Raw genomic sequence first — 18,588 nt, 5'->3', positions numbered from 1 at the left:
TGCTTTTTTGATTCTAAAAGTTATTCTTCTTCATCGCCACTATCTTCTACAACTTCAGCGACGGAGGTAGCAGTGGCCACCAGGGTTTTACCGTTATAATTGATTGAATCAATCATAAAACGGGTAATTTCTTGACGATGACCGCGTTTTTTACGGGTTTTCTTTTTCGGGCGCATTTTATAGACAATAACTTTTTTGCCCCGACGATGTTGCATGACAGTCCCTTCCACGCTGGCCCCTTCGATAAAGGGCTGACCGATGCTAATATCATCCTCATCATGGATTAATAGCACTTTGTCGATGGTATGGGTACTTTGTTCATCAACGGGAAGAAGTTCGATATCGTAATAGCGACCAGGTTCCACCCGAATCTGTTTGCCACCGGTCTCAATAATTGCGTAACTCATGAATTTTCTGCGCTCGTTTTGCCGTACAGGTAGCTGAAAAAAATTCCAGCTTTTGTGCTAATGTCTTCACCTGATCCGAGCAGGAATTGACACGATTTACTATTGTCTAATATCTAGGGGGCAGTTGTCAAGCCTTTAGCCCACCGATTCGCTATATACTAAAAATAATCTTACGAAAAGCTCAATTAAACCGTTATGGAACAGTGGGAAAGCAGAGGACACCTGTTAACCGAACAAATTAACCCAAACAGCCTAAATTTAGACCAATTAAACCCGCTCGAATTGGTGGATCTCTTCAATCGCGAGGATGCCCAAACCCTAAAAGCGATCGCCATAGCCCGGCAAGAATTGGCCCTAGCAATCTCCCTGACCAGTCAAGCTCTGGCTAAGGGTGGTAGGCTCTTTTACATTGGGGCGGGAACCAGTGGCCGGCTGGGGGTTTTGGACGCGGCCGAATGTCCTCCCACCTTCTGCACTCCCCCGGAATTGGTACAGGGAATTATTGCCGGTGGAGCGGCGGCGCTGGTGCGTAGTTCCGAAGATTTGGAGGATAAAGCGGAAGATGGGGCGGCGATTATTGCCCAGCGAGAAATTCACGAATTAGACGTGGTAGTCGGGATTACCGCCGGGGGGACAACCCCCTACGTTCACGGGGCTTTACAGGCGGCAAAACAGCGAGGTGCGACGACGATTGCCATTAGTTGTGTCCCCGCCGAACAGGTGGAGATCGCCGTGGATGTGGATATCCGCTTATTGACCGGACCAGAACTTTTGGCTGGCTCCACCCGCCTGAAAGCGGGAACGGTGACGAAAATGGCTTTAAATATCCTTTCCACAGGGACAATGGTAATGTTAGGCAAGGTTTACGGCAACCAGATGGTCGATGTGGCTGTTACTAATCATAAACTCCATGACCGCGCCCTACGGATTATCTGCCACCTTAGCGATATTAGTCGTGAGGAAGCGGCAATTTTACTGGAAAAAAGTGGCCGCCGGGTTAAACTGGCTTTGTTAATGCAGAAAACGGGACTTTCGGCGGATTCAGGACAAGAATTGTTACAAAAACATCGGGGTCAATTACGGGCCGCTCTGCAAGCTTATAATCAAATTGATTGATAAAAACCTATTGATTTTGACTTTCCTATGGTTAATATTTCTTCGGAAATTGCTGCGGTCGCTGTTATTTTCCTCGTCGCTGGTGCTATCTTGACTTGGAGTTTTTATCGGTCTAAACCCTACGGCCAACTGGGAATTTTACCTTGGTTACAATCCTTGGTACTAATAGCTCCTTGGTTAATTTTTTTCGGGCTATTTGCGGCGGGAATTGCTCTCAATCTAGCGGTAATTCTCTTTTTACTGGTTGCTTCCACAATTATCTATATTTATTTAGGCAACCGTTTACGCTTACTGAAAACCAATCAGATAATTGAACCAAAAGTTAACCCAGCAGTTAGCCAGTCCGTTACTCCCCTAGAAACCCCGGCAGCGGTGACAGTAATTGTGCCGGATGTGATGCCAATTTCCGAACAGGATCTAAAAGTTATTCAGAGTATTTTTGGGATAGATACTTTTTTTGCCACCGAAACTATCTCTTTTCAGGAAGGGGCAATTTTTAAAGGCAATTTACGGGGAGAACCGGATATAGTTCACTCGCGCTTAACCCAGAAATTAAGTAATCATTTTGGTGATAAATATCGTTTATTTCTGGTGGAAGGAACCGAGGAAAAACCAGTGGTAATTATCCTTCCCAAAACTAATGATCCTAGTCCTGCAACTCTTGCTCAAAAAAATCTCTCTTTAGTTTTGTTAGTCGCTACCATTGTCACCAGCTTAGAAGCGGCGGGAATTTTATTAGGTTTTGATTTGTTTAGTAATTGGCAGAGATATCGAGAAGCAATTCCCCTCAGTTTGGGTTTATGGTCGGTATTAATTGCCCACGAAATTGGTCATCTAATTATCGCTAAACGCCATAATGTTCGTCTCAGTTTACCCTATTTTCTTCCCACTTGGCAGATTGGTTCTTTTGGGGCGATTACTCGTTTTGAATCTTTATTACCTAACCGCAGTGTCCTATTTGATATAGCTTTTGCTGGTCCTGCTTTGGGAGGTTTGGTTTCTTTAATCTTGTTAATTGTTGGACTGACTTTATCTAATTCTGCCAGCCTTTTTCAAATCCCTAGTACCTTTTTCCAAAGTTCAATTTTAGTGAGTTTTTTAGCGCGGATAGTTTTAGGTGACGAGTTACAAAATGCCGTTATCTCCGTGCATCCTTTAACTGTTATTGGTTGGTTAGGATTGGTGATTACTGCCCTTAATTTACTGCCCGCCGGACAGTTAGATGGTGGCAGAATTGTTCAGGCTATTTATGGTCGCAAAATTGCCCGCCGTACCACTGTGGCCACTTTGGTTATTTTGGGCATTATTTCCTTAGTTAATTCTAGCAATCCCATTCCTCTCTATTGGACAATTTTAGTCGCTTTTTTACAAAGAGAGTTGGAAAGACCTAGTTTAAACGAGTTGACCGAACCCGATGACACCCGCGCTGGTTGGGGTTTATTACTGCTCTTTTTAATGTTAGCGACTCTGATTCCTTTAAGCCCTAGTTTAGCGGGACGTTTAGGCATTGGTGGCTAAATACTTCCCCGAAATTCTTGCCATTGATTGCCGTCAAAAAAAAGCTTGACAAAAACTCAAGTCTTGACTTATTATTTTATTATAATGGGAATCCGCGTCCGCCTATAGACCCCTGATTTTTCGGTAAGATATAGCCCCCAGCATTTAGCCCTGGAGATTTGACTTTTGGAGTTGCTCAAAATGTCTAACGAAACTGTCACTTATTCCCTAGAAGCTGTCCTGACAAGAATTGAGGGGAAAATCGACTCTCTGGAAAAACGCCTTGACGAGAAAATCGACTCTCTGGAAAAACGTATTGACGAGAAAATCGACTCTCTGGAAAAACGTATTGATGAGAGATTTGACAAGATAGAAGACCGGTTAACTAAAGTAGAAATAGGACAGGCCGAACTCAAGGGAGAAATCAAAGCTCTGGATGAACGAGTAAGTACAAAAATCGAGGGATTAACTGCAAGGGTTGCCTATCAGGAATTCACCAATCGAGGGATTCTGATAGCATTGGTAGTCGCTATTTTAGGAGGTGCCGCTAAACTTTTTGGTTTTTTCCCTAATCCTTAGAAGTTGCCGGTAGCCGCACCTAGTAGATAGGCTCTTCCCAAAAATTTTTCCCTCATTACCCCGATCATCCGTTAGAATAGATTCAGAATTTAAGGATAAAACCTCATCTATGAATCCCGTTGTTTTGGTGCATGGTTTTCTGGACACTACGGCTGTTTTTAAACCGATGAGCGAGTATTTAAACTATCATGGTTGGCAGGTGCATAGTTTTAATCTAATTCCCAATCATGGTTACGAAAAGTTAGAAGTTTTAGCCGGTCAGGTGGACAATTATATCGAGAAAAACTTTGCTAAAGAGCAGAAAGTAGATCTGATTGGGTTTAGTATGGGAGGATTAATTACCCGCTACTACCTGCAAAGATTAGGAGGGGTGGCAAGAGTGCAACGTTACCTAAATATTTCTGCCCCGAATCGAGGCACTTTAACCGCATATAGTTTACCCTTAGATGGGATTAGACAAATGCAGCCAGGGAGTCAATTTCTAGAGGATTTAAATAAAGATTGTCAACAAATTTTAAATAAAATTAAAACCACAATTATCTGGACTCCCTACGATTTAATGATATTTCCTGCCCATAGTTCCCGTTTATCGGTGGGGAAAGAAATTTCGATTCCCGTATTGCTTCATGCTTGGATGGTCAAAGATAGCAAAGTTTTAACAACAATTAAAGAGACCTTATTAGAATAGAAATACTGGTTGTCTCCAACACTGGAACAAGGTCAAAATATTACCGACAAAAAAGTTAATTTTTATCAAAAAAGCTTGACTTAAGGTTATAATTGTGTTAGGCGATCAAATTCCCCAAGGTGTCACCATGTCCACTCAAGAACCCACCCTAACCGATGTTCTCAACGAACTGAAAAGCTTCCAAACAGCAGTAAATCAACGTTTTGAGGCGATAGATCTACGTTTTGAGGAAATAGACCAACGTTTTGATGCTATGGGGCAACGCTTTCAGGAAATAGACCAAAGATTAGACAAGCTCGACTATAAATTTGACACCTACGAAAAAGCCTCCGAGAAAGTGCTGAGATTGGCCACGACAATTATTATCGCAGCCGCCACCGTAGCGGTTTTACCCTCGGCCTTTCAGGCAATCGGTCCCCTATTAACCCAAATAATCGCCGCCAGCAATAACTAACTTGTGATCAACACTTGACGATTGCATGGTATGATAAAGGTTTTGGAACTATTGTTTTAGGTCAAGATCATGGCGAAACGAATGCAGGTTATCCTCAATCAAAAAGTCAGCAAATTAGGTGAAAATGGCGATGTGGTGGAAGTGGCACCCGGTTATGCCCGCAATTACCTTATTCCCCAAGGTGTGGCCGTTTTAGCCACCAAAGGCGCGATTAAACAGGCAGAATTTAGGAAAGAAAAAGAGCGTCAACGTCTCCTCGCCGAAAAACAAGAAGCGGAAACCAGAAAAACTGCGATCGAAAAACTCAGTCCCTACACCATCCCTAAACAGGTGGGTGAAAACGAGGCGATTTTCGGTACTGTCACCAGTCAAGATGTGGCTACGGTTATTCTAGAAAATGCCAAATTAGAAATTGATCGCCGTGGTATTACCGTTCCCGATATCGGTCAATTGGGAGTCTATAAAGTACAAGTCAAACTCCATCCCGAAGTTAGTGCCGATATCGAAATTAAAGTAATTGCACAATAAAAATTGTCGGGGCATAGTTATCAGTAATCAGTGAAAATTTATCAGAGCGATTAACTAGCTGATCGCTGATAGCTAATAGCCATTAAAATATCAAAAATTATGACTCATTCTACGGATATAAAAACCCTAGCACGCTGGATGGCGGCCGATTTTAGTAATCAAGAACAAGCTTTTGCTAATCCGCCTTTTTTTGCCCATATTCGCGTGTGTATGCGTCCTTTACCCGATGAATTACTGAAGGGAACCAGTTTATTTTTAGAGCAGGCCTACGATTTTATGCTCAATACTCCCTATCGTTTACGAGTATTTAAATTATCGGTAGTCGATGACCATATTGAACTAGAAAACTTTAAAGTTAAAGAGGAAGCTAACTTTTTTGGTGCTTCTAGAGAACCCCAGCGTCTCAAAAATCTCAGCTTAGAGTTATTAGAACCGATGCCGGGTTGTGATATGAATGTAACTTGGACAGGTAACAGTTTTAAAGGGGTGGTGAAACCGGGGAAACAATGTTTAGTCTTTCGCAAAGATAAAATGACTTATTTGGATAATAGTTTTGAAATTAGTGAACAGGGATTAATTAGCGTTGATCGCGGTTTAGATCCCGAAACCGATCAATTAGTCTGGGGTTCGATCGCCGGTCCCTTTGAGTTTGTGCGTCGCAGTAGTTTTGCTGAGGAAGTGTGAGAAAAATTCTCGGTTTTTAGCTATGAAAATCGCCACATGGAATGTCAACTCGATTCGCAGCCGACAAGATCAGGTAATTAATTGGTTACAACTCAATCCCGTTGAGGTTTTATGCTTGCAAGAAACCAAGGTAATTGATCGAGATTTTCCCAGAGAAGCTTTTGAATCTTTGGGTTATCATCTCTATATTTCTGGACAAAAAGCCTATAATGGTGTAGCGATTTTTAGCCAGAAACCCCTGGACGATATCACTGTGGGATTTAGTCCGATTATCGGCGAAAATTTAACGGGAGAACTAGACGAACAAAAACGTTTAATTACTGGAGTAATCGGCGATATTCGGATTATTAATCTCTACGTTCCTAATGGTTCTTCCCTAGATAGTGATAAATATATTTATAAGCTTAAATGGTTAGAAACTCTTAGGAAATATCTAGATAAAATTATTAATTCTCAACCCCAAGAATTATGTATCTGCGGTGATTTTAATATTGCCTTAGAAGATAAAGATATTTATGATCCCAAAGGCAAAGAAAATCATATTATGTCTTCAGCTAAAGAAAGAGAAGCTTTAGAAAAGGTCTTAGAAATTGGTTTACAAGATGCCTTTAGAAAATTCACCTCAGCAGCAGGACATTATAGTTGGTGGGATTATCGCAGCGGTGGTTTTGCTCGTAACCGAGGTTGGCGAATCGATCATCTTTATTTAACTCCTCAGCTATACGAAAAAGCCGTTAATTGTCTGATCGATCGAGAGCCCAGAAAACAAGAAAAACCTAGCGATCATACCCCCGTTATTCTCGAAATATAAGGCAAAAATAGCTAACTTCAAGGAGGGTTTTTTCGGCTGGTGACAGTAAGCAATCAAACCACAGAGAAGATTAACGCAAAAATTAACAGGACTGCGGTGGTGGGAATGTTCAATCCCAGAGATGTTCTTGAGTTGGTCAATAATAGTCTCGACAATAGAACGCTTACGGGATAAAAGCTGGTCATGAAGGCGGATTAAGCGATTTTTCAGGTTCCGTTTGGGTTTAGCAAAAAACTCAATATCCGTCGTCGACAGGACAGAAAAGAGCTTCTCGACTAGACATAGATGGGTTGGGGGTGCTGAGTTTATATATTTTTCAGCTTACTAGCCCCCGCCTTTTCTTTCCACCCTTATCCCGAACTGACGTTAATATAAATTGGGTTAGGGATAGGCCGAAACGCTGCTGCTATCCCAGCCAGTCAACCTGATTTTTTGGTGGAATTGATGGCAAAATCTTCTTAGCCTCAACTAACTTTAATCAAGCCCAACAATTTCTCCCTTACCGGCAATCACTTCGCCGATTTGGTAGGCATTAATCCCAGAGGATTGTAGTTGATTAATAGTCAATTGCGCCACATCTGATGGGACAATGATCACAAAACCGATACCCATATTAAAAGTATTAAACATGGCTTCGGCATTAACCGAACCCATCTGGGCTAACCAGTGAAAAATTGGCAAAACTGGCCAACTTTCGCGGTAAATCCGCACAGACTGCCCTTTACCCAAGCAGCGGGGCAAATTTTCCGGGATGCCACCCCCAGTAATGTGGGCCATGGCGTGAATATCTAACCCAGAGCGTAGCAGTTCTAGCACAGGTTTAACATAAAGTCTAGTGGGAGTTAACAAAACTTCACCTAAGCTAGAGCCGGCTAAAATTGCGGGGCAATCTTGCCAATTTAAGCCCTGGGTGTCGATAATCTTACGAACAAGACTAAAACCGTTACTGTGAACCCCACTACTGCCTAAACCGATAGCCACATCGCCGATTTGCACCTTACTGCCGTCGAGTAATTGACTTTTTTCGACAATACCGACGCAAAAACCCGCCAAATCGTACTCTCCCGCCGAATAAAACCCCGGCATCTCCGCCGTTTCCCCTCCCAAAAGAGTACAACCACTATCACGACAGGCACTAGCGATTCCCGATACCACCGCCGCTAACTGTGACGCTTCCAGTTTACCAGTGGCGAGATAATCCAAGAAAAATAAAGGTTCGGCCCCGGAGGTTAGGACATCGTTGACGCACATGGCCACCAGGTCAATTCCCACCGTATCATGGCAATTGAGACTATGGGCAATTTTCAGCTTGGTTCCCACACCATCAGTTCCCGATACTAACACCGGTTGCTGATAACCAGAAGGTAACTGAAAATAGCCGCCAAAACCGCCTAAACCGCCGATAACTTCGGGACGGAAGGTACTTTCCACATTTTGGCGAATTTTCTCGACGAAAGCGCGTCCCGCTTCCACATCCACGCCTGCTTCTTTATAATCCATGCCCAATTGACCGATTGTATCTCTCAAATTTTACCCAGATTTCAGTCCTATGGGAATTATGAGTTATAAATTATGAATTATGAATTATGGTTCTTCGGTTTGTCTTATGCAACGGACAGGGTTATAAGGAATGAAACTCTTACAGAGAAAGGCATTTGGCAATTTAGGCATTTGGCAATAAGCAAAGGAGAATAAATAATCAGTTTTTAATAACCAGATTTAGTAAGTAGTCGTGCAAAATTAATTTCCTAGTGAAGATAGGCAAGAGGCAAGAGGCAAGAGCGGGGTTAGATATGTGTAATTAATTTTGCTTAGGTACTTAGCAGGATTTCCCAAGGATTTTTACTGATCAGAGAAAGGTTAGAACTGGTCGTAAAGTGAAAGAGATAACTATTTTGGTTATCGTCATTTCAGATAAGTCTGATACAATCTAGACTGGTTGAATCCTTATGAACTCTGGCATTGATATTCTCAATCTGAATTGAAATGACTATATCTAGATCACCGACGGTCAAAATTCCCTTGACTGAATCGGGGATGCGCGGAGATTGTAACAAAAATTATCGATTTCTTGACAAAAAACACCGATCATGCTATCAACTGAACCTAAAATCAGCAATTCCGGACAAAAATATTTAGCCTATCAAGATTGTCTATCCCCGAATCAAACCCTGTTACCCCTGACAGCCAAGGTTAATAACCGCGATTGTCTAGAAATCGGTGGTTGCGATGTGACCACCCTAGTGGAACGTTTCGGTTCACCCTTGTATATTATCGATGAAGTCACCCTCCGCACTGCCTGTGGTCAATACCTGCAAGGTTTCCAGACCCATTATCCCGGAGAATCTAGGGTAATTTATGCCTCGAAAGCGTGGAATTGCCTGGCCGTATCGGCCGTGGTCGCTAGTGAAGGATTAGGTTTTGATGTGGTGTCGGCCGGAGAAATTCACACGGTGTTAACCGCTTTAGACCAGATCAATAAAACCGCTGTGCCAATATACTTTCATGGTAATAACAAATCGATCGCCGAATTAGAATACGCGATCGAGCATAACTGCATTATTATCGTTGATAACTGGCTAGAGTTAGAAAATCTGGTTAAATTAGGCGAAAATCGTCCTGATACCCCTATTCCGGTTCTATTGCGGTTAACCCCCGGTATCGAGTGCCACACCCACGAATACATTCGCACGGGTCACTTAGACAGTAAATTTGGTTTTGACCCCCATCAAATCGAAGCAGTATTTGACTATGTTTTAGCTCATCCGCAGCTGAATTGTCTGGGTTTACACGCTCACATCGGTTCCCAGATTTTTGAACGTCAACCCCACCAAGACTTAGCCTCTGTCTTGGCAGATTGGTTTAAATTAGGTTTAGAACGGGGTTTACCCCTAGAGCAATTAAACGTCGGTGGTGGTTTAGGGATTCGCTACCTTGAAAGTGATGACCCCCCAAGTATCGAGGAATGGGTACAAGCGGTGTCCTTAGCAGTGGCCAAAGCTTGTCAGGAAAGAGGTATCGCTTATCCGCTGCTTATTGCCGAACCGGGACGCTCTCTGATTGCCACCGCTTGCGTAACAGCCTATACAGTGGGTAATCGCAAAGAAATCCCCGAAATCCGCACCTATATCGCCGTCGATGGCGGAATGTCCGATAATCCCCGACCGATTACCTATCAATCGGTTTACCGGGCCGTGGTCGCCAATAAAATGAGTCAAGAATGTCAGGAAGTGGTGACAATAGCTGGAAAACATTGTGAATCTGGCGATATTCTAATTAAGGATATTGCGCTACCGAAAACCAACCCAGGGGATATTTTAGTGGTTTTAGCCACGGGGGCCTATAACTACAGTATGGCTTCTAATTACAACCGCTTACCCCGTCCGGCGGCGGTAATTGTCCAAAACGGAGAAGCTAATCTGATCCTTGAACGGGAAAACCTGGCGGATCTGCTGCGTCAAGACCGCTTACCCAATCGACTCTCCTTAATATAAACCTCATCGCTATTGTCCCCCCATGTCGGGTTTTTTTCTAGACCCTCGCCGGTTATTGTCCTGGATTCTCAGCCATGGTCTGTCATTCCTAGACTTTGGGTTAGTTCTCCTCCTTACCTATATGCTGCTGCTAATTATCGGCGAGCGGCGTACCTTTTGGATGGTGCGAGGACTAATCTACTTAATGCTGGCCTCGGTGATTAGCGATGCTCTAGGATTGCGCTTGCTGGGGTTAGTCCTAGAAAAATTGATTTTGGGGGCAGCTGTGGCGATCGCTGTGATTTTTCAGTCGGAATTCCGCCGTTTTTTAGAATTATTGGGCAAAGGTCAAGTGTGGGAATTATTTCAGAAAAGTTCCCCCACTCCCAAGACCGATAATGTCATTGATGAGTTAGTGGACGCGGTGAAGGATCTATCTCAAAATCGCACCGGTGCGCTGATGGTATTAGAAACCAGTGGCAATCTCGACACCAAGGTGTTTGTCAATCCGGGGGTGATGCTAAATGGCCAAGTATCTAAGGAATTAATTCAAACTATTTTTCAAACTAAAACTTTACTGCACGATGGAGCCGTATTTATTCGGGGCGATCGAGTGGTGGCCGCTGGTGTTATTCTACCCCTATCGGAGCGCAGTACCTCTAGGCAATTAGGCACCCGTCATCGGGCAGCCATGGGCATTACCGAAAGGCTAGATAATTGCATCTGTATTGTGGTTTCTGAGGAAACTGGCTCGATTTCCCTCGCGTCGGGGGGGAATTTGGATCGGCCTTTAACCAGTAGTAAACTAAAAGAGCTGCTCGAAGCGAAGTTTTCTCCGTCGGGAGAGGGGGAAGTGGTCGCACCGAGTTGGGGACGTTTAGGGCGTACAATTGGCTTAAAAGGCCGTCTAATCTTAGAAAAATTCTCCCGTTCGTCTAGCGCAACCCCCAAAGATAAAAAATGACTGTTAAACCGAGCTTGTCACCAGAATTACCTACGGATTTAGATAAAAACCGTTTGCCTCAGCACGTCGCAGTGATTATGGATGGGAACGGTCGTTGGGCGAAAAGTCGTGGTTTGCCACGGACTATGGGCCATCAACGGGGAGTAGATGCACTCAAAGACTTGCTGCGCTGTTGTGGTGAGTGGGGGATTCCCGCTTTAACCGCTTACGCTTTTTCTACGGAAAATTGGGGTCGTCCCCTTGAGGAAGTAGAATTTTTAATGACTCTACTCGAGCGGTTTTTGCAGCGGGAATTGCAAGAAATGATGCAGAAAAATGTCAAAATTCGCTTTATTGGTAATTTATCAGCCTTGCCAGAGTCTTTAAGACGGGAAATTGCTAAATCTCAAGCAGAAACTAGCAAAAATTCCGGTATTCAATTTACGGTGGCTGCTAGTTATGGTGGCCGAGAGGAGATCGTGCAAGCTTGTCAGGCGATCGCTCGTCAGGTGCAACAGGGTTTAGTCTCCCCAGAAGCGATCGATGAATCTCTCTTTGCACAGTATCTTTATACTGCTGGGATTCCTAACCCAGACCTGTTAATTCGCAGTGGTGGGGAAATGCGAATTAGTAATTTTTTACTATGGCAAATGGCCTACGCAGAAATCTACGTTACTGACACCCTCTGGCCCGATTTCGATCGAGTGCAATTTCACCGCGCTTTAAAAGATTATCAGGGTCGTCATCGTCGTTTTGGCAAATTATAAGGGCTACAGCCCAAATTTAGCGAAATAGCCCCTGTGGGGCAGTTAAAGGACAATTTTTGATTTTTCACTTTTCATCTTAAACTCCCTGAGACAACGGTTAAACCGTGACGGGGGCCGTTTGTGATCCTCTCCATTTCCCCAATACGGTAATCCGTAAATCGGCCAGAGCTAGACTTTTTCCCCGGCTAAAATAAAATAGGATGGAAAATAACTATCGACGATAAGCCGTTTTAAGATTATGGGATTCTTTGACTCAGAAGTGGTTCAACAGGAAGCTAGACAGCTATTTGAGGATTACCAGTCTCTCACACAACTGGGCAGCGAGTACGGGAAATTCGATCGAGAGGGTAAAATCATCTTTATCGATAGGATGGAGGAGTTAATGGAACGCTACAAGATATTTATGAAGCGTTTCGAGTTATCTGAGGATTTCTCCGCCCAAATGACCGTAGAACAGCTAAAAACCCAACTAGGTCAATTTGGCATGACTCCCCAAATGATGTTCGACCAAATGCAGCAAACCCTTGAGCGGATGAAGGCAGAAATTCGCTAAAATTGCCGATATTTATCGGGTATTGGCTGTCTTTTGCCCGATAATGCTCTCTCCAGTTTACTGCTCGGAAAATTGGGGTTTCTGCGGTTTTTCGAGAACGATGATCTAATAATTTTAAGTAGGTTAGCTGATGAACTCCAGGCCAGATTCACAGGAAAATATTGAGCCACCTCAGTATAGTGAAAAAACTAACCGTATTCAGGCAATCAGTCAACTGATTAAGGCGATCACCCCGTTAATTTGGGCTATAGTTGTTCTAGTGGTTATCGTGCCTCTTTTAGGGAAAATTTGGCTAGGAACTACCAGCAATGAACCGTTAAAAACTAGGGTTGCTACCGAAACTAACCTAGAGATTCCCATCACTATACCCCAAAAATCTAACAGTAAAATTGATCGAGAAATTAGCCAAGCTTTACAGACAGCGAGAGCCAATTCTCAAAACTTCGCCCTAGGAGAAATTGAGGGATGGGTGGAGGAGTTGATGACACGAGTAGATCAGGGTTTTTTGCCTTGGTATTTTAACTATTTCAATCAAAAACAATTTGAGGGTAAGGCCTTTTTAAGCGGATTATACTCCTCGATCGCTCACTGGGTCAATACAGATAATCCACCCCCGGAACAGGTGGTGGCAGAAAATTTGACCAAAACTATTCAAACCGAGTTTACTAAACGGGTAATTCGTCCCCAAGAAGCACAATTACGTCTAGAGAGAATTACTAGGGATGCTGTTAATTTATATGTCAATAATTTAAGCAATGAATTAGAGAATATTCAGGCCAGTTATCAAATTCCCCAAGGTAAATGGGATCGTTATCTTAGCGATATAGCCATAACAATTCAAGATACCGAGGGCAATATTTCTAACACATCAATTAAACTTTTAGTCGGTGGTGCCACTGCTTTGGGAGTTAAATCTCTCATCCCAGTGGTGAAAGTGGGCAGCACAGTTTATTTGTCCCTAGCGGGAAAAACCGGGGCGAAAATTGCCACTAAAACCGGTGGAGCAGTAGCGAGTAGTTTTGGCGCAGAATTAATCGATCCAATCGTGGGAATTGGTTTGATAGTTTGGGATTTATGGGACTATCAGCACACGGTAAACATTGAAAAACCGATTCTGCGGGATGCCATTTTTAATTATTTACAAGAAGTCAAATATGATCTAGTCAATAATCATCAAGGTAGCGTCCTTTCCTCTATTTATCAAATTGAAACCAGTGTCAATAAATCCCTAGGCAGAACCTAAATAAAATCATCTAAGTAGGTAGGCATTAAAAATTATCACATATCCCCCTTATCAAGGGGGGATTAAGGGGGGATCGACACCCCCCTTATCAAGGGGGGACTAAGGGGGGATCGAACCTAAAATCCATTTTTAATTTAATTATAACCAGCTACTTAATTCTAACTGCGCCACCGTAAAATTTGTGCTTTAATGGGGTTGACAAAATCCCGCTTTTCTGCTTGAGATTTTTCGTATTCTTGTTTGAGGCGATAATACCATTTGGCCTGGGTATCGGCATCATCAATTAACATCAAAGCTGGATGATAACTAAGTCCTTCCTGTTGTTTAATCACCACATCGCGATCCTGTTTGAGGAATTGTAGAGTTAAATAACGCAAAAGAGGGGTTAAAAATGCCAACCAAGGAATCGTATAGTATAAACTTTGATGGACTTCGCAGTGATTTTCATCGATGGGAGTAATTGCCGTAAAAGCACAGGCCAAATAGCGATCGCCTCGTAGTATTTCTGTACGCACCGAGGGCAATTCAAAAACAATTTCAATCGATACTTTATTACCCAAAATTTTATAGGGTTTCGCACTTACTGGCATATCATAGGGGGCAAGACGAAAACCGAGGGGAACAGGTTCGTATTGTTTTTCCTTGACCCGAAATTTGCGCGGACCGCTGCGCCACCACCAAGAAGTATGAACGTAGGGACCGTGGGCCGGATCCATCAATCCCACCACTGCATGGTCAATATTGCAGTCAAAAGTGATAGTTTCGGCTATTTTGGGGGTAAGTTTGCCAAAATCGGCAATAGTCGGCACAGGGGGCAGATTTTCTCGATTAATTTCTCTTTTTGAGTCTGCTGGAATAAACACCCAGATATGACCTTGTATTTCACGACAGGGATAACTGGTGACACAAATTCTGCTAATATCAAGGCGATCGTGTTCCGTTAATGAGGGAATCTCAGAACAAACGCCATCGCTAGTGTTAAATTTCCAGCCATGATAGCAACAGTACACCCCATCCCCTTCAATCCAACCATGGTGCAGCGGAATGCCACGATGGGGGCAAATGTCCCGCAATGCGAACACTTCTCCATCCTCTCTCCTGCCGACAACAATCGGTTCACCTAGCATTTTTTTGGCCATTAGCTGACCGGGTTTAAGTTTATTTGCCGGTGTGGCCACATACCAAAAGTCGCGCAGTAAGCTAGTCATAGGGTTTGTCTGGAGAGCTTCGATCGTTCATCCTATCATCAGAGATGAAGGTTATGACCAAGACTAGGGCAGATAATTTATGGACGTAACTGGATTCGAACCAGTGACCCCATCGATGTCAACGATGTACTCTAACCAACTGAGCTATACGTCCGCACGGATCGCTATTATAACACGATTGCTCCTAATTAGGCAAGCCCCTAGGCAGTAAATTGATAGCCAATTAACTTATAAATTAACTTGGCAGTGGTAAATTCCGAGACCACCGAATCACTAATCGGGGCCAATTCCATCACATCGCAGCCAATCACCTGATGAGTTTGGAAAAGACGACGGAGAAAGTTTAGGGTTTGATGCCAACTTAACCCCCCCGGTTCCGGTGTTCCCACCCCCGGAATTAAAGCGGGATCAATGCCATCCACGTCTATGGTTAAAAATACCTTCTCGGTGGTAATTTTGGCGATCGCTTTTTCGATCCAATTCGGATCACCGGCGATATCTCGATCCCAAATCACAGGAATCTGCTGTTTAGCGATTAATTCCGCTTCTTCCCGACAAATAGCCCGAATTCCCACGGGTAAGGTCGGTAAACCCATTTCTAACACCCGACGCATCACACAGGCGTGGTTATGGTGCGATCCTTCGTACTCAAAACGCATATCGCCATGAGCATCAATTTGAACCACCGTAAAAGGTTCCGATAAAGCTTGTCGATAAGCTTGTACTACTCCCGTGGTGATAGCGTGTTCACCCCCGACGGCGACGACAAATTTATCATCGGCAATTAAACGAGAAACTGTAGCTGTGGTGACGGCTAACATCTCCTCGGCGGACAATTGCGGTTGCTGACGGGTATCGGCGATCGCATCATGGGTATAGATGCCCACTTCTAAACAGGTTTCCCTCTTAAGTTCCTCGTCATAGGCTTCCAATTGTTGGGAAGCGGTAATCACCGCCGCCGGTCCGGTTTCACAACCCTTGCGATAGGTGGTGGTGGCCTCGTAGGGAATCGGCAGGATCACGGCCTTAGCTGTGGCGTAAGATGCGATCGCTTCACTCCCTAAAAATTGTTCGCTACCGGTGGCGCAAGACAATAACATGGGCAAGTCACAGAAAATTTTAGTCCAATTTTCCATTATAAATATTTTGACTATTTTTGTCTATCTCAACTGACCCAGACATATCTACTACAATAGCCAAAACCCCGTATCTATCAATAGATACATCCCTCGATTTCTCGCTCAAGATTGGTTTGTTGCGGGCGATAATCTGGACATATAGCCATCAGTTAGGCTGCTCCACACTGCTGTAACAAAAAACAATTATCCCCTGATAGCGATCGCTAAAGGTCGAATAATTATAAATTTTTGTCAAGGGGTGCGGTCAGATATAGGAGTCATCGCTAGAATAAGCCTAATTTGTCAGGAATTTAGTTACACAAGGTTTTTGGCAAGATGCTAATCTGGCTAACAAGCTTTTGGGGGTGATATAGGGAAAAGTTCTGGTGATTGCGCTTAAATGAAGTAATATACAGAAAGTTGACCCGTATCGTTACTCTGGAGAGTGTTATACAGAAATTTTCCGTGTAATATGTAGTTAGACCACAAAGCCAAAGCAATTGGTTTTTCAATGCAGAGTTTTGTCGTAGGGGGATCGAGTTTACATCCGCAAATAGTATAATTTGATTGATAAGAAGCCAAACATTTTTTACACTACTTGTCCGCCTTTTCACATCTTATGAAAATTGACCTAGGAAATTTTGATCTCACTCAGCTTCCATCCGCAGAGGATGATAACTTTGAATTCAAATCAAGTCGCACTTGTCTGGGAGACCTCAAGAAGAAACTAAGCTGTGCGGTATCTGCCTTTGCAAATTCTGGAGGTGGGTGTTTTATTGCTGGTGTGGACTCTCATGGTAATGCTGATAATGGCCTACATCTAAAAGATTTTGGAAGACAAGATTTACGCGACTGGGCTGATCAGATTGTTAATCAAGTAGAACCAGTTCCTAAATATGAGATTAAAATAATATCTGATTCAGTAGGACGAGGAGTCATTCAGTCCGATTCGGCTGTTTTGCTTGTTGCCGTTTATGAGAGCCACGCTGGGCCACACATGGCTCATGATAATTGCTATTACATTCGAGCAGGTGCTCATACAGTCAAAGCCAAGCATTTTATTGTTGATGCAATCTGGGCTAAAAGACATTTCTCCAAACCACGTTTAACACACTTATTTAGACTTAAACCAGAAAAAGAGCAGGCTATTCAACTTGGAATTCTTTCACTTACAGATGCCCCAGCAATTGAAGTCAAGGTTAATATTTCGCCCTTGCCCAAAATCATGAGTAATTTAGGAAATTTATTTCCTCTCCAAATATCTGTTATTGATCAAGATAATCCATTCTTTTTTGACGTGGCGACTCACTCTCAAGCAGATAAGCTTTTTGGAGAAAATGTACTACTTGAAGTAGAGTATAAGGATCTTTCTGGCCACTCTTATAATTACAATACTAGATTAGGAATTTCTGGTTCAGTACCACCTGTTACACTTACAATAAATGACGCTTCAGCAAAAATAGTAACAGCACTTGAATCAATTAACAAAGCTCTTTTGAAACTCGCAGTTCCGCACAAAAATATTGCTAAACCGAGCTTTCTACTGCCACAGCCTTCGGAAAGTGTATTTCTAAATATTGAGAGTCTAATTCCCGAACTTCTAGCAGATATGAGAAGTGATCTACAAAACTGTCCATTTGCTCGTCAGTTTATCATTATGAATAAGGGTGTAATGTATTGTGAAGATACCAATAACTTCACTCTCAAATATTACTTTGAGGATCATGCTTACCTTAGAAATAAGCTGAGAATTTTGGAGAATCAGGCGTTAGTTTATGAAATCACCTATAATGATGCTCCTCGTTTCGTAATTTCTGAAGAACTAGCTGCTTATCTAAGAAAACCTCAGACAGATTAGATGATATATAGCGTTTTTCAGTCTGCTGAGGTACAAAAGTTATGGGTTTTAGGCAAAAGGCAAGAGGCAAAAGGTAAGAAAAACAGGTGTACCTCACTAGCGTAGGAAACGCTATAGTTTAGGTGGGCGATCGTGGTTTATTTAATTGGTGGAGATGCGATCAAATTATTCCGTTATGCAACTGTAGTGTGATCGCCGATCTTGTCTGGTACGTTCCCTAATATGACTCCTACCGCTCCACAGATCGATTTTTGGGGAACGCACCATGCCTATTGATTGAAGCTGTAAGTCTAGGCGTTGCAGAATCAAGGTATGATACTAAATCCGTTGAGTACAGGCTAGTTATGAGGAGAGGCAAAAGGCAAGAGGTAAAAGGCAAAGGGGAATAAATAATCAGTTTTTAATAACCAGATTTAGTATGAATGCCAACTGTGCATCGTATCCAAAAGTTAGTTTGGGTCTAGCGGCAAGATGTAGGCAGAGTAGTCAAGTGAAGTGTCCCATGCCTGAGCCTCACCTTGTATTGTAAAGTTTTGTAAAAAATATATGCAAATGACTGCAAACAACTGCTAATATGGTTAGTACAAGTTTACGTTGCAGTTCACATGAAACTATCAGATTATGCTAAGAAAAAAGGGATCAGTTATGACACTGCTTGGAG

18 protein-coding genes, 1 tRNA gene and 1 pseudogene are annotated in these 18,588 nt (G+C 43.0%); 14 read left to right on the top strand and 6 right to left on the bottom strand.

All coding sequences use genetic code 11. The features are described from left to right. Nucleotides 1-20: 20 nt before the first annotated feature. A complete protein-coding gene (rplU, locus tag PN470_RS11290) occupies nucleotides 21-407 on the bottom strand; it encodes a 50S ribosomal protein L21 (RefSeq protein ID WP_016516800.1) in 387 nt (128 codons plus the stop codon). A 195-nt stretch (nucleotides 408-602) separates the two neighbouring features. On the opposite strand from rplU, the gene murQ reads away from it, so the two are divergent. From murQ to xth, 8 genes are all read left to right on the top strand, one after another. Beyond that, complete coding sequence (gene murQ, locus PN470_RS11285; protein WP_016516801.1) at nucleotides 603-1,523, top strand: N-acetylmuramic acid 6-phosphate etherase; 921 nt, start codon at nucleotides 603-605, stop codon at nucleotides 1,521-1,523. Nucleotides 1,524-1,550: 27 nt separating this feature from the next. Beyond that, entirely contained in the window at nucleotides 1,551-3,041 is a 1,491-nt protein-coding gene (locus PN470_RS11280; RefSeq protein WP_103112025.1) for a site-2 protease family protein, read from the top strand. A 180-nt stretch (nucleotides 3,042-3,221) separates the two neighbouring features. After that, nucleotides 3,222-3,599, top strand: coding sequence for a DUF4164 domain-containing protein (locus PN470_RS11275; protein WP_002744089.1), 378 nt, complete (start codon nucleotides 3,222-3,224; stop codon nucleotides 3,597-3,599). Nucleotides 3,600-3,708: 109 nt separating this feature from the next. After that, nucleotides 3,709-4,287: an esterase/lipase family protein gene (locus PN470_RS11270; protein ID WP_002750357.1), complete on the top strand. Its 579-nt coding sequence runs from the start codon at nucleotides 3,709-3,711 to the stop codon at nucleotides 4,285-4,287. Nucleotides 4,288-4,381: 94 nt separating this feature from the next. Then, nucleotides 4,382-4,741: a hypothetical protein gene (locus PN470_RS11265; protein WP_016516804.1), complete on the top strand. Its 360-nt coding sequence runs from the start codon at nucleotides 4,382-4,384 to the stop codon at nucleotides 4,739-4,741. A 69-nt stretch (nucleotides 4,742-4,810) separates the two neighbouring features. Continuing rightward, nucleotides 4,811-5,269 carry a 50S ribosomal protein L9 gene (rplI, locus tag PN470_RS11260; RefSeq protein WP_002737358.1) on the top strand — a complete coding sequence of 153 codons (459 nt, stop codon included), beginning with the start codon at nucleotides 4,811-4,813 and terminating at the stop codon, nucleotides 5,267-5,269. Nucleotides 5,270-5,368: 99 nt separating this feature from the next. Continuing rightward, nucleotides 5,369-5,953 (top strand): chromophore lyase CpcT/CpeT, encoded by a 585-nt coding sequence (locus PN470_RS11255; RefSeq protein ID WP_002737599.1) that lies wholly within the window; start codon nucleotides 5,369-5,371, stop codon nucleotides 5,951-5,953. Nucleotides 5,954-5,975: 22 nt separating this feature from the next. Further along, nucleotides 5,976-6,764 carry an exodeoxyribonuclease III gene (gene xth / locus PN470_RS11250; RefSeq protein WP_002744083.1) on the top strand — a complete coding sequence of 263 codons (789 nt, stop codon included), beginning with the start codon at nucleotides 5,976-5,978 and terminating at the stop codon, nucleotides 6,762-6,764. 18 nt (nucleotides 6,765-6,782) lie between these two features. On the opposite strand, the pseudogene PN470_RS22160 reads toward xth, so the two are convergent. Beyond that, nucleotides 6,783-6,995: pseudogene (locus PN470_RS22160) on the bottom strand (transposase); the annotation flags it as partial. Between the two features lie 243 nt (nucleotides 6,996-7,238). After that, on the bottom strand, nucleotides 7,239-8,264 hold the full coding sequence (gene purM / locus PN470_RS11240) for a phosphoribosylformylglycinamidine cyclo-ligase (RefSeq protein WP_002776365.1): 1,026 nt from the start codon (nucleotides 8,262-8,264) through the stop codon (nucleotides 7,239-7,241). 590 nt (nucleotides 8,265-8,854) lie between these two features. Here purM and lysA point away from each other — a divergent pair. The 5 genes from lysA (at nucleotide 8,855) to PN470_RS11215 (ending at nucleotide 13,743) form a co-directional block, all read left to right on the top strand. Then, nucleotides 8,855-10,258 (top strand): diaminopimelate decarboxylase, encoded by a 1,404-nt coding sequence (gene lysA / locus PN470_RS11235; protein WP_123230298.1) that lies wholly within the window; start codon nucleotides 8,855-8,857, stop codon nucleotides 10,256-10,258. Nucleotides 10,259-10,280: 22 nt separating this feature from the next. After that, on the top strand, nucleotides 10,281-11,201 hold the full coding sequence (gene cdaA / locus PN470_RS11230; RefSeq protein WP_272104554.1) for a diadenylate cyclase CdaA: 921 nt from the start codon (nucleotides 10,281-10,283) through the stop codon (nucleotides 11,199-11,201). Further along, nucleotides 11,198-11,947: an isoprenyl transferase gene (locus PN470_RS11225; RefSeq protein ID WP_103112020.1), complete on the top strand. Its 750-nt coding sequence runs from the start codon at nucleotides 11,198-11,200 to the stop codon at nucleotides 11,945-11,947. Before cdaA ends, PN470_RS11225 begins: the two co-directional genes overlap by 4 nt. 238 nt (nucleotides 11,948-12,185) lie before the next feature. Further along, entirely contained in the window at nucleotides 12,186-12,500 is a 315-nt protein-coding gene (locus PN470_RS11220; protein WP_002738222.1) for a DUF1825 family protein, read from the top strand. A 130-nt stretch (nucleotides 12,501-12,630) separates the two neighbouring features. Continuing rightward, nucleotides 12,631-13,743, top strand: coding sequence for a hypothetical protein (locus PN470_RS11215; protein WP_272104553.1), 1,113 nt, complete (start codon nucleotides 12,631-12,633; stop codon nucleotides 13,741-13,743). Nucleotides 13,744-13,901: 158 nt separating this feature from the next. Here the strand turns inward: PN470_RS11215 and PN470_RS11210 are convergent, their stop codons facing one another. From PN470_RS11210 to speB, 3 genes are all read right to left on the bottom strand, one after another. Next, a complete protein-coding gene (locus tag PN470_RS11210; protein WP_002735996.1) occupies nucleotides 13,902-14,951 on the bottom strand; it encodes a Rieske 2Fe-2S domain-containing protein in 1,050 nt (349 codons plus the stop codon). Nucleotides 14,952-15,031: 80 nt separating this feature from the next. Further along, nucleotides 15,032-15,105 (bottom strand) — tRNA-Val (locus tag PN470_RS11205). 46 nt (nucleotides 15,106-15,151) lie between these two features. Then, nucleotides 15,152-16,051: an agmatinase gene (speB, locus tag PN470_RS11200; protein WP_272104562.1), complete on the bottom strand. Its 900-nt coding sequence runs from the start codon at nucleotides 16,049-16,051 to the stop codon at nucleotides 15,152-15,154. A gap of 637 nt (nucleotides 16,052-16,688) precedes the next feature. Here speB and PN470_RS11195 point away from each other — a divergent pair. Next, nucleotides 16,689-17,927: an AlbA family DNA-binding domain-containing protein gene (locus PN470_RS11195; protein WP_133158925.1), complete on the top strand. Its 1,239-nt coding sequence runs from the start codon at nucleotides 16,689-16,691 to the stop codon at nucleotides 17,925-17,927. The last annotated feature ends 661 nt before the right edge of the window (nucleotides 17,928-18,588 follow it).

It is taken from the genome of Microcystis sp. CS-574, from assembly GCF_028329095.1.
Lineage (GTDB): Bacteria > Cyanobacteriota > Cyanobacteriia > Cyanobacteriales > Microcystaceae > Microcystis > Microcystis ichthyoblabe_A.
Note: the sequence above shows the minus strand (reverse complement) of the source record. Positions and strands in the feature narration are given on the sequence as shown.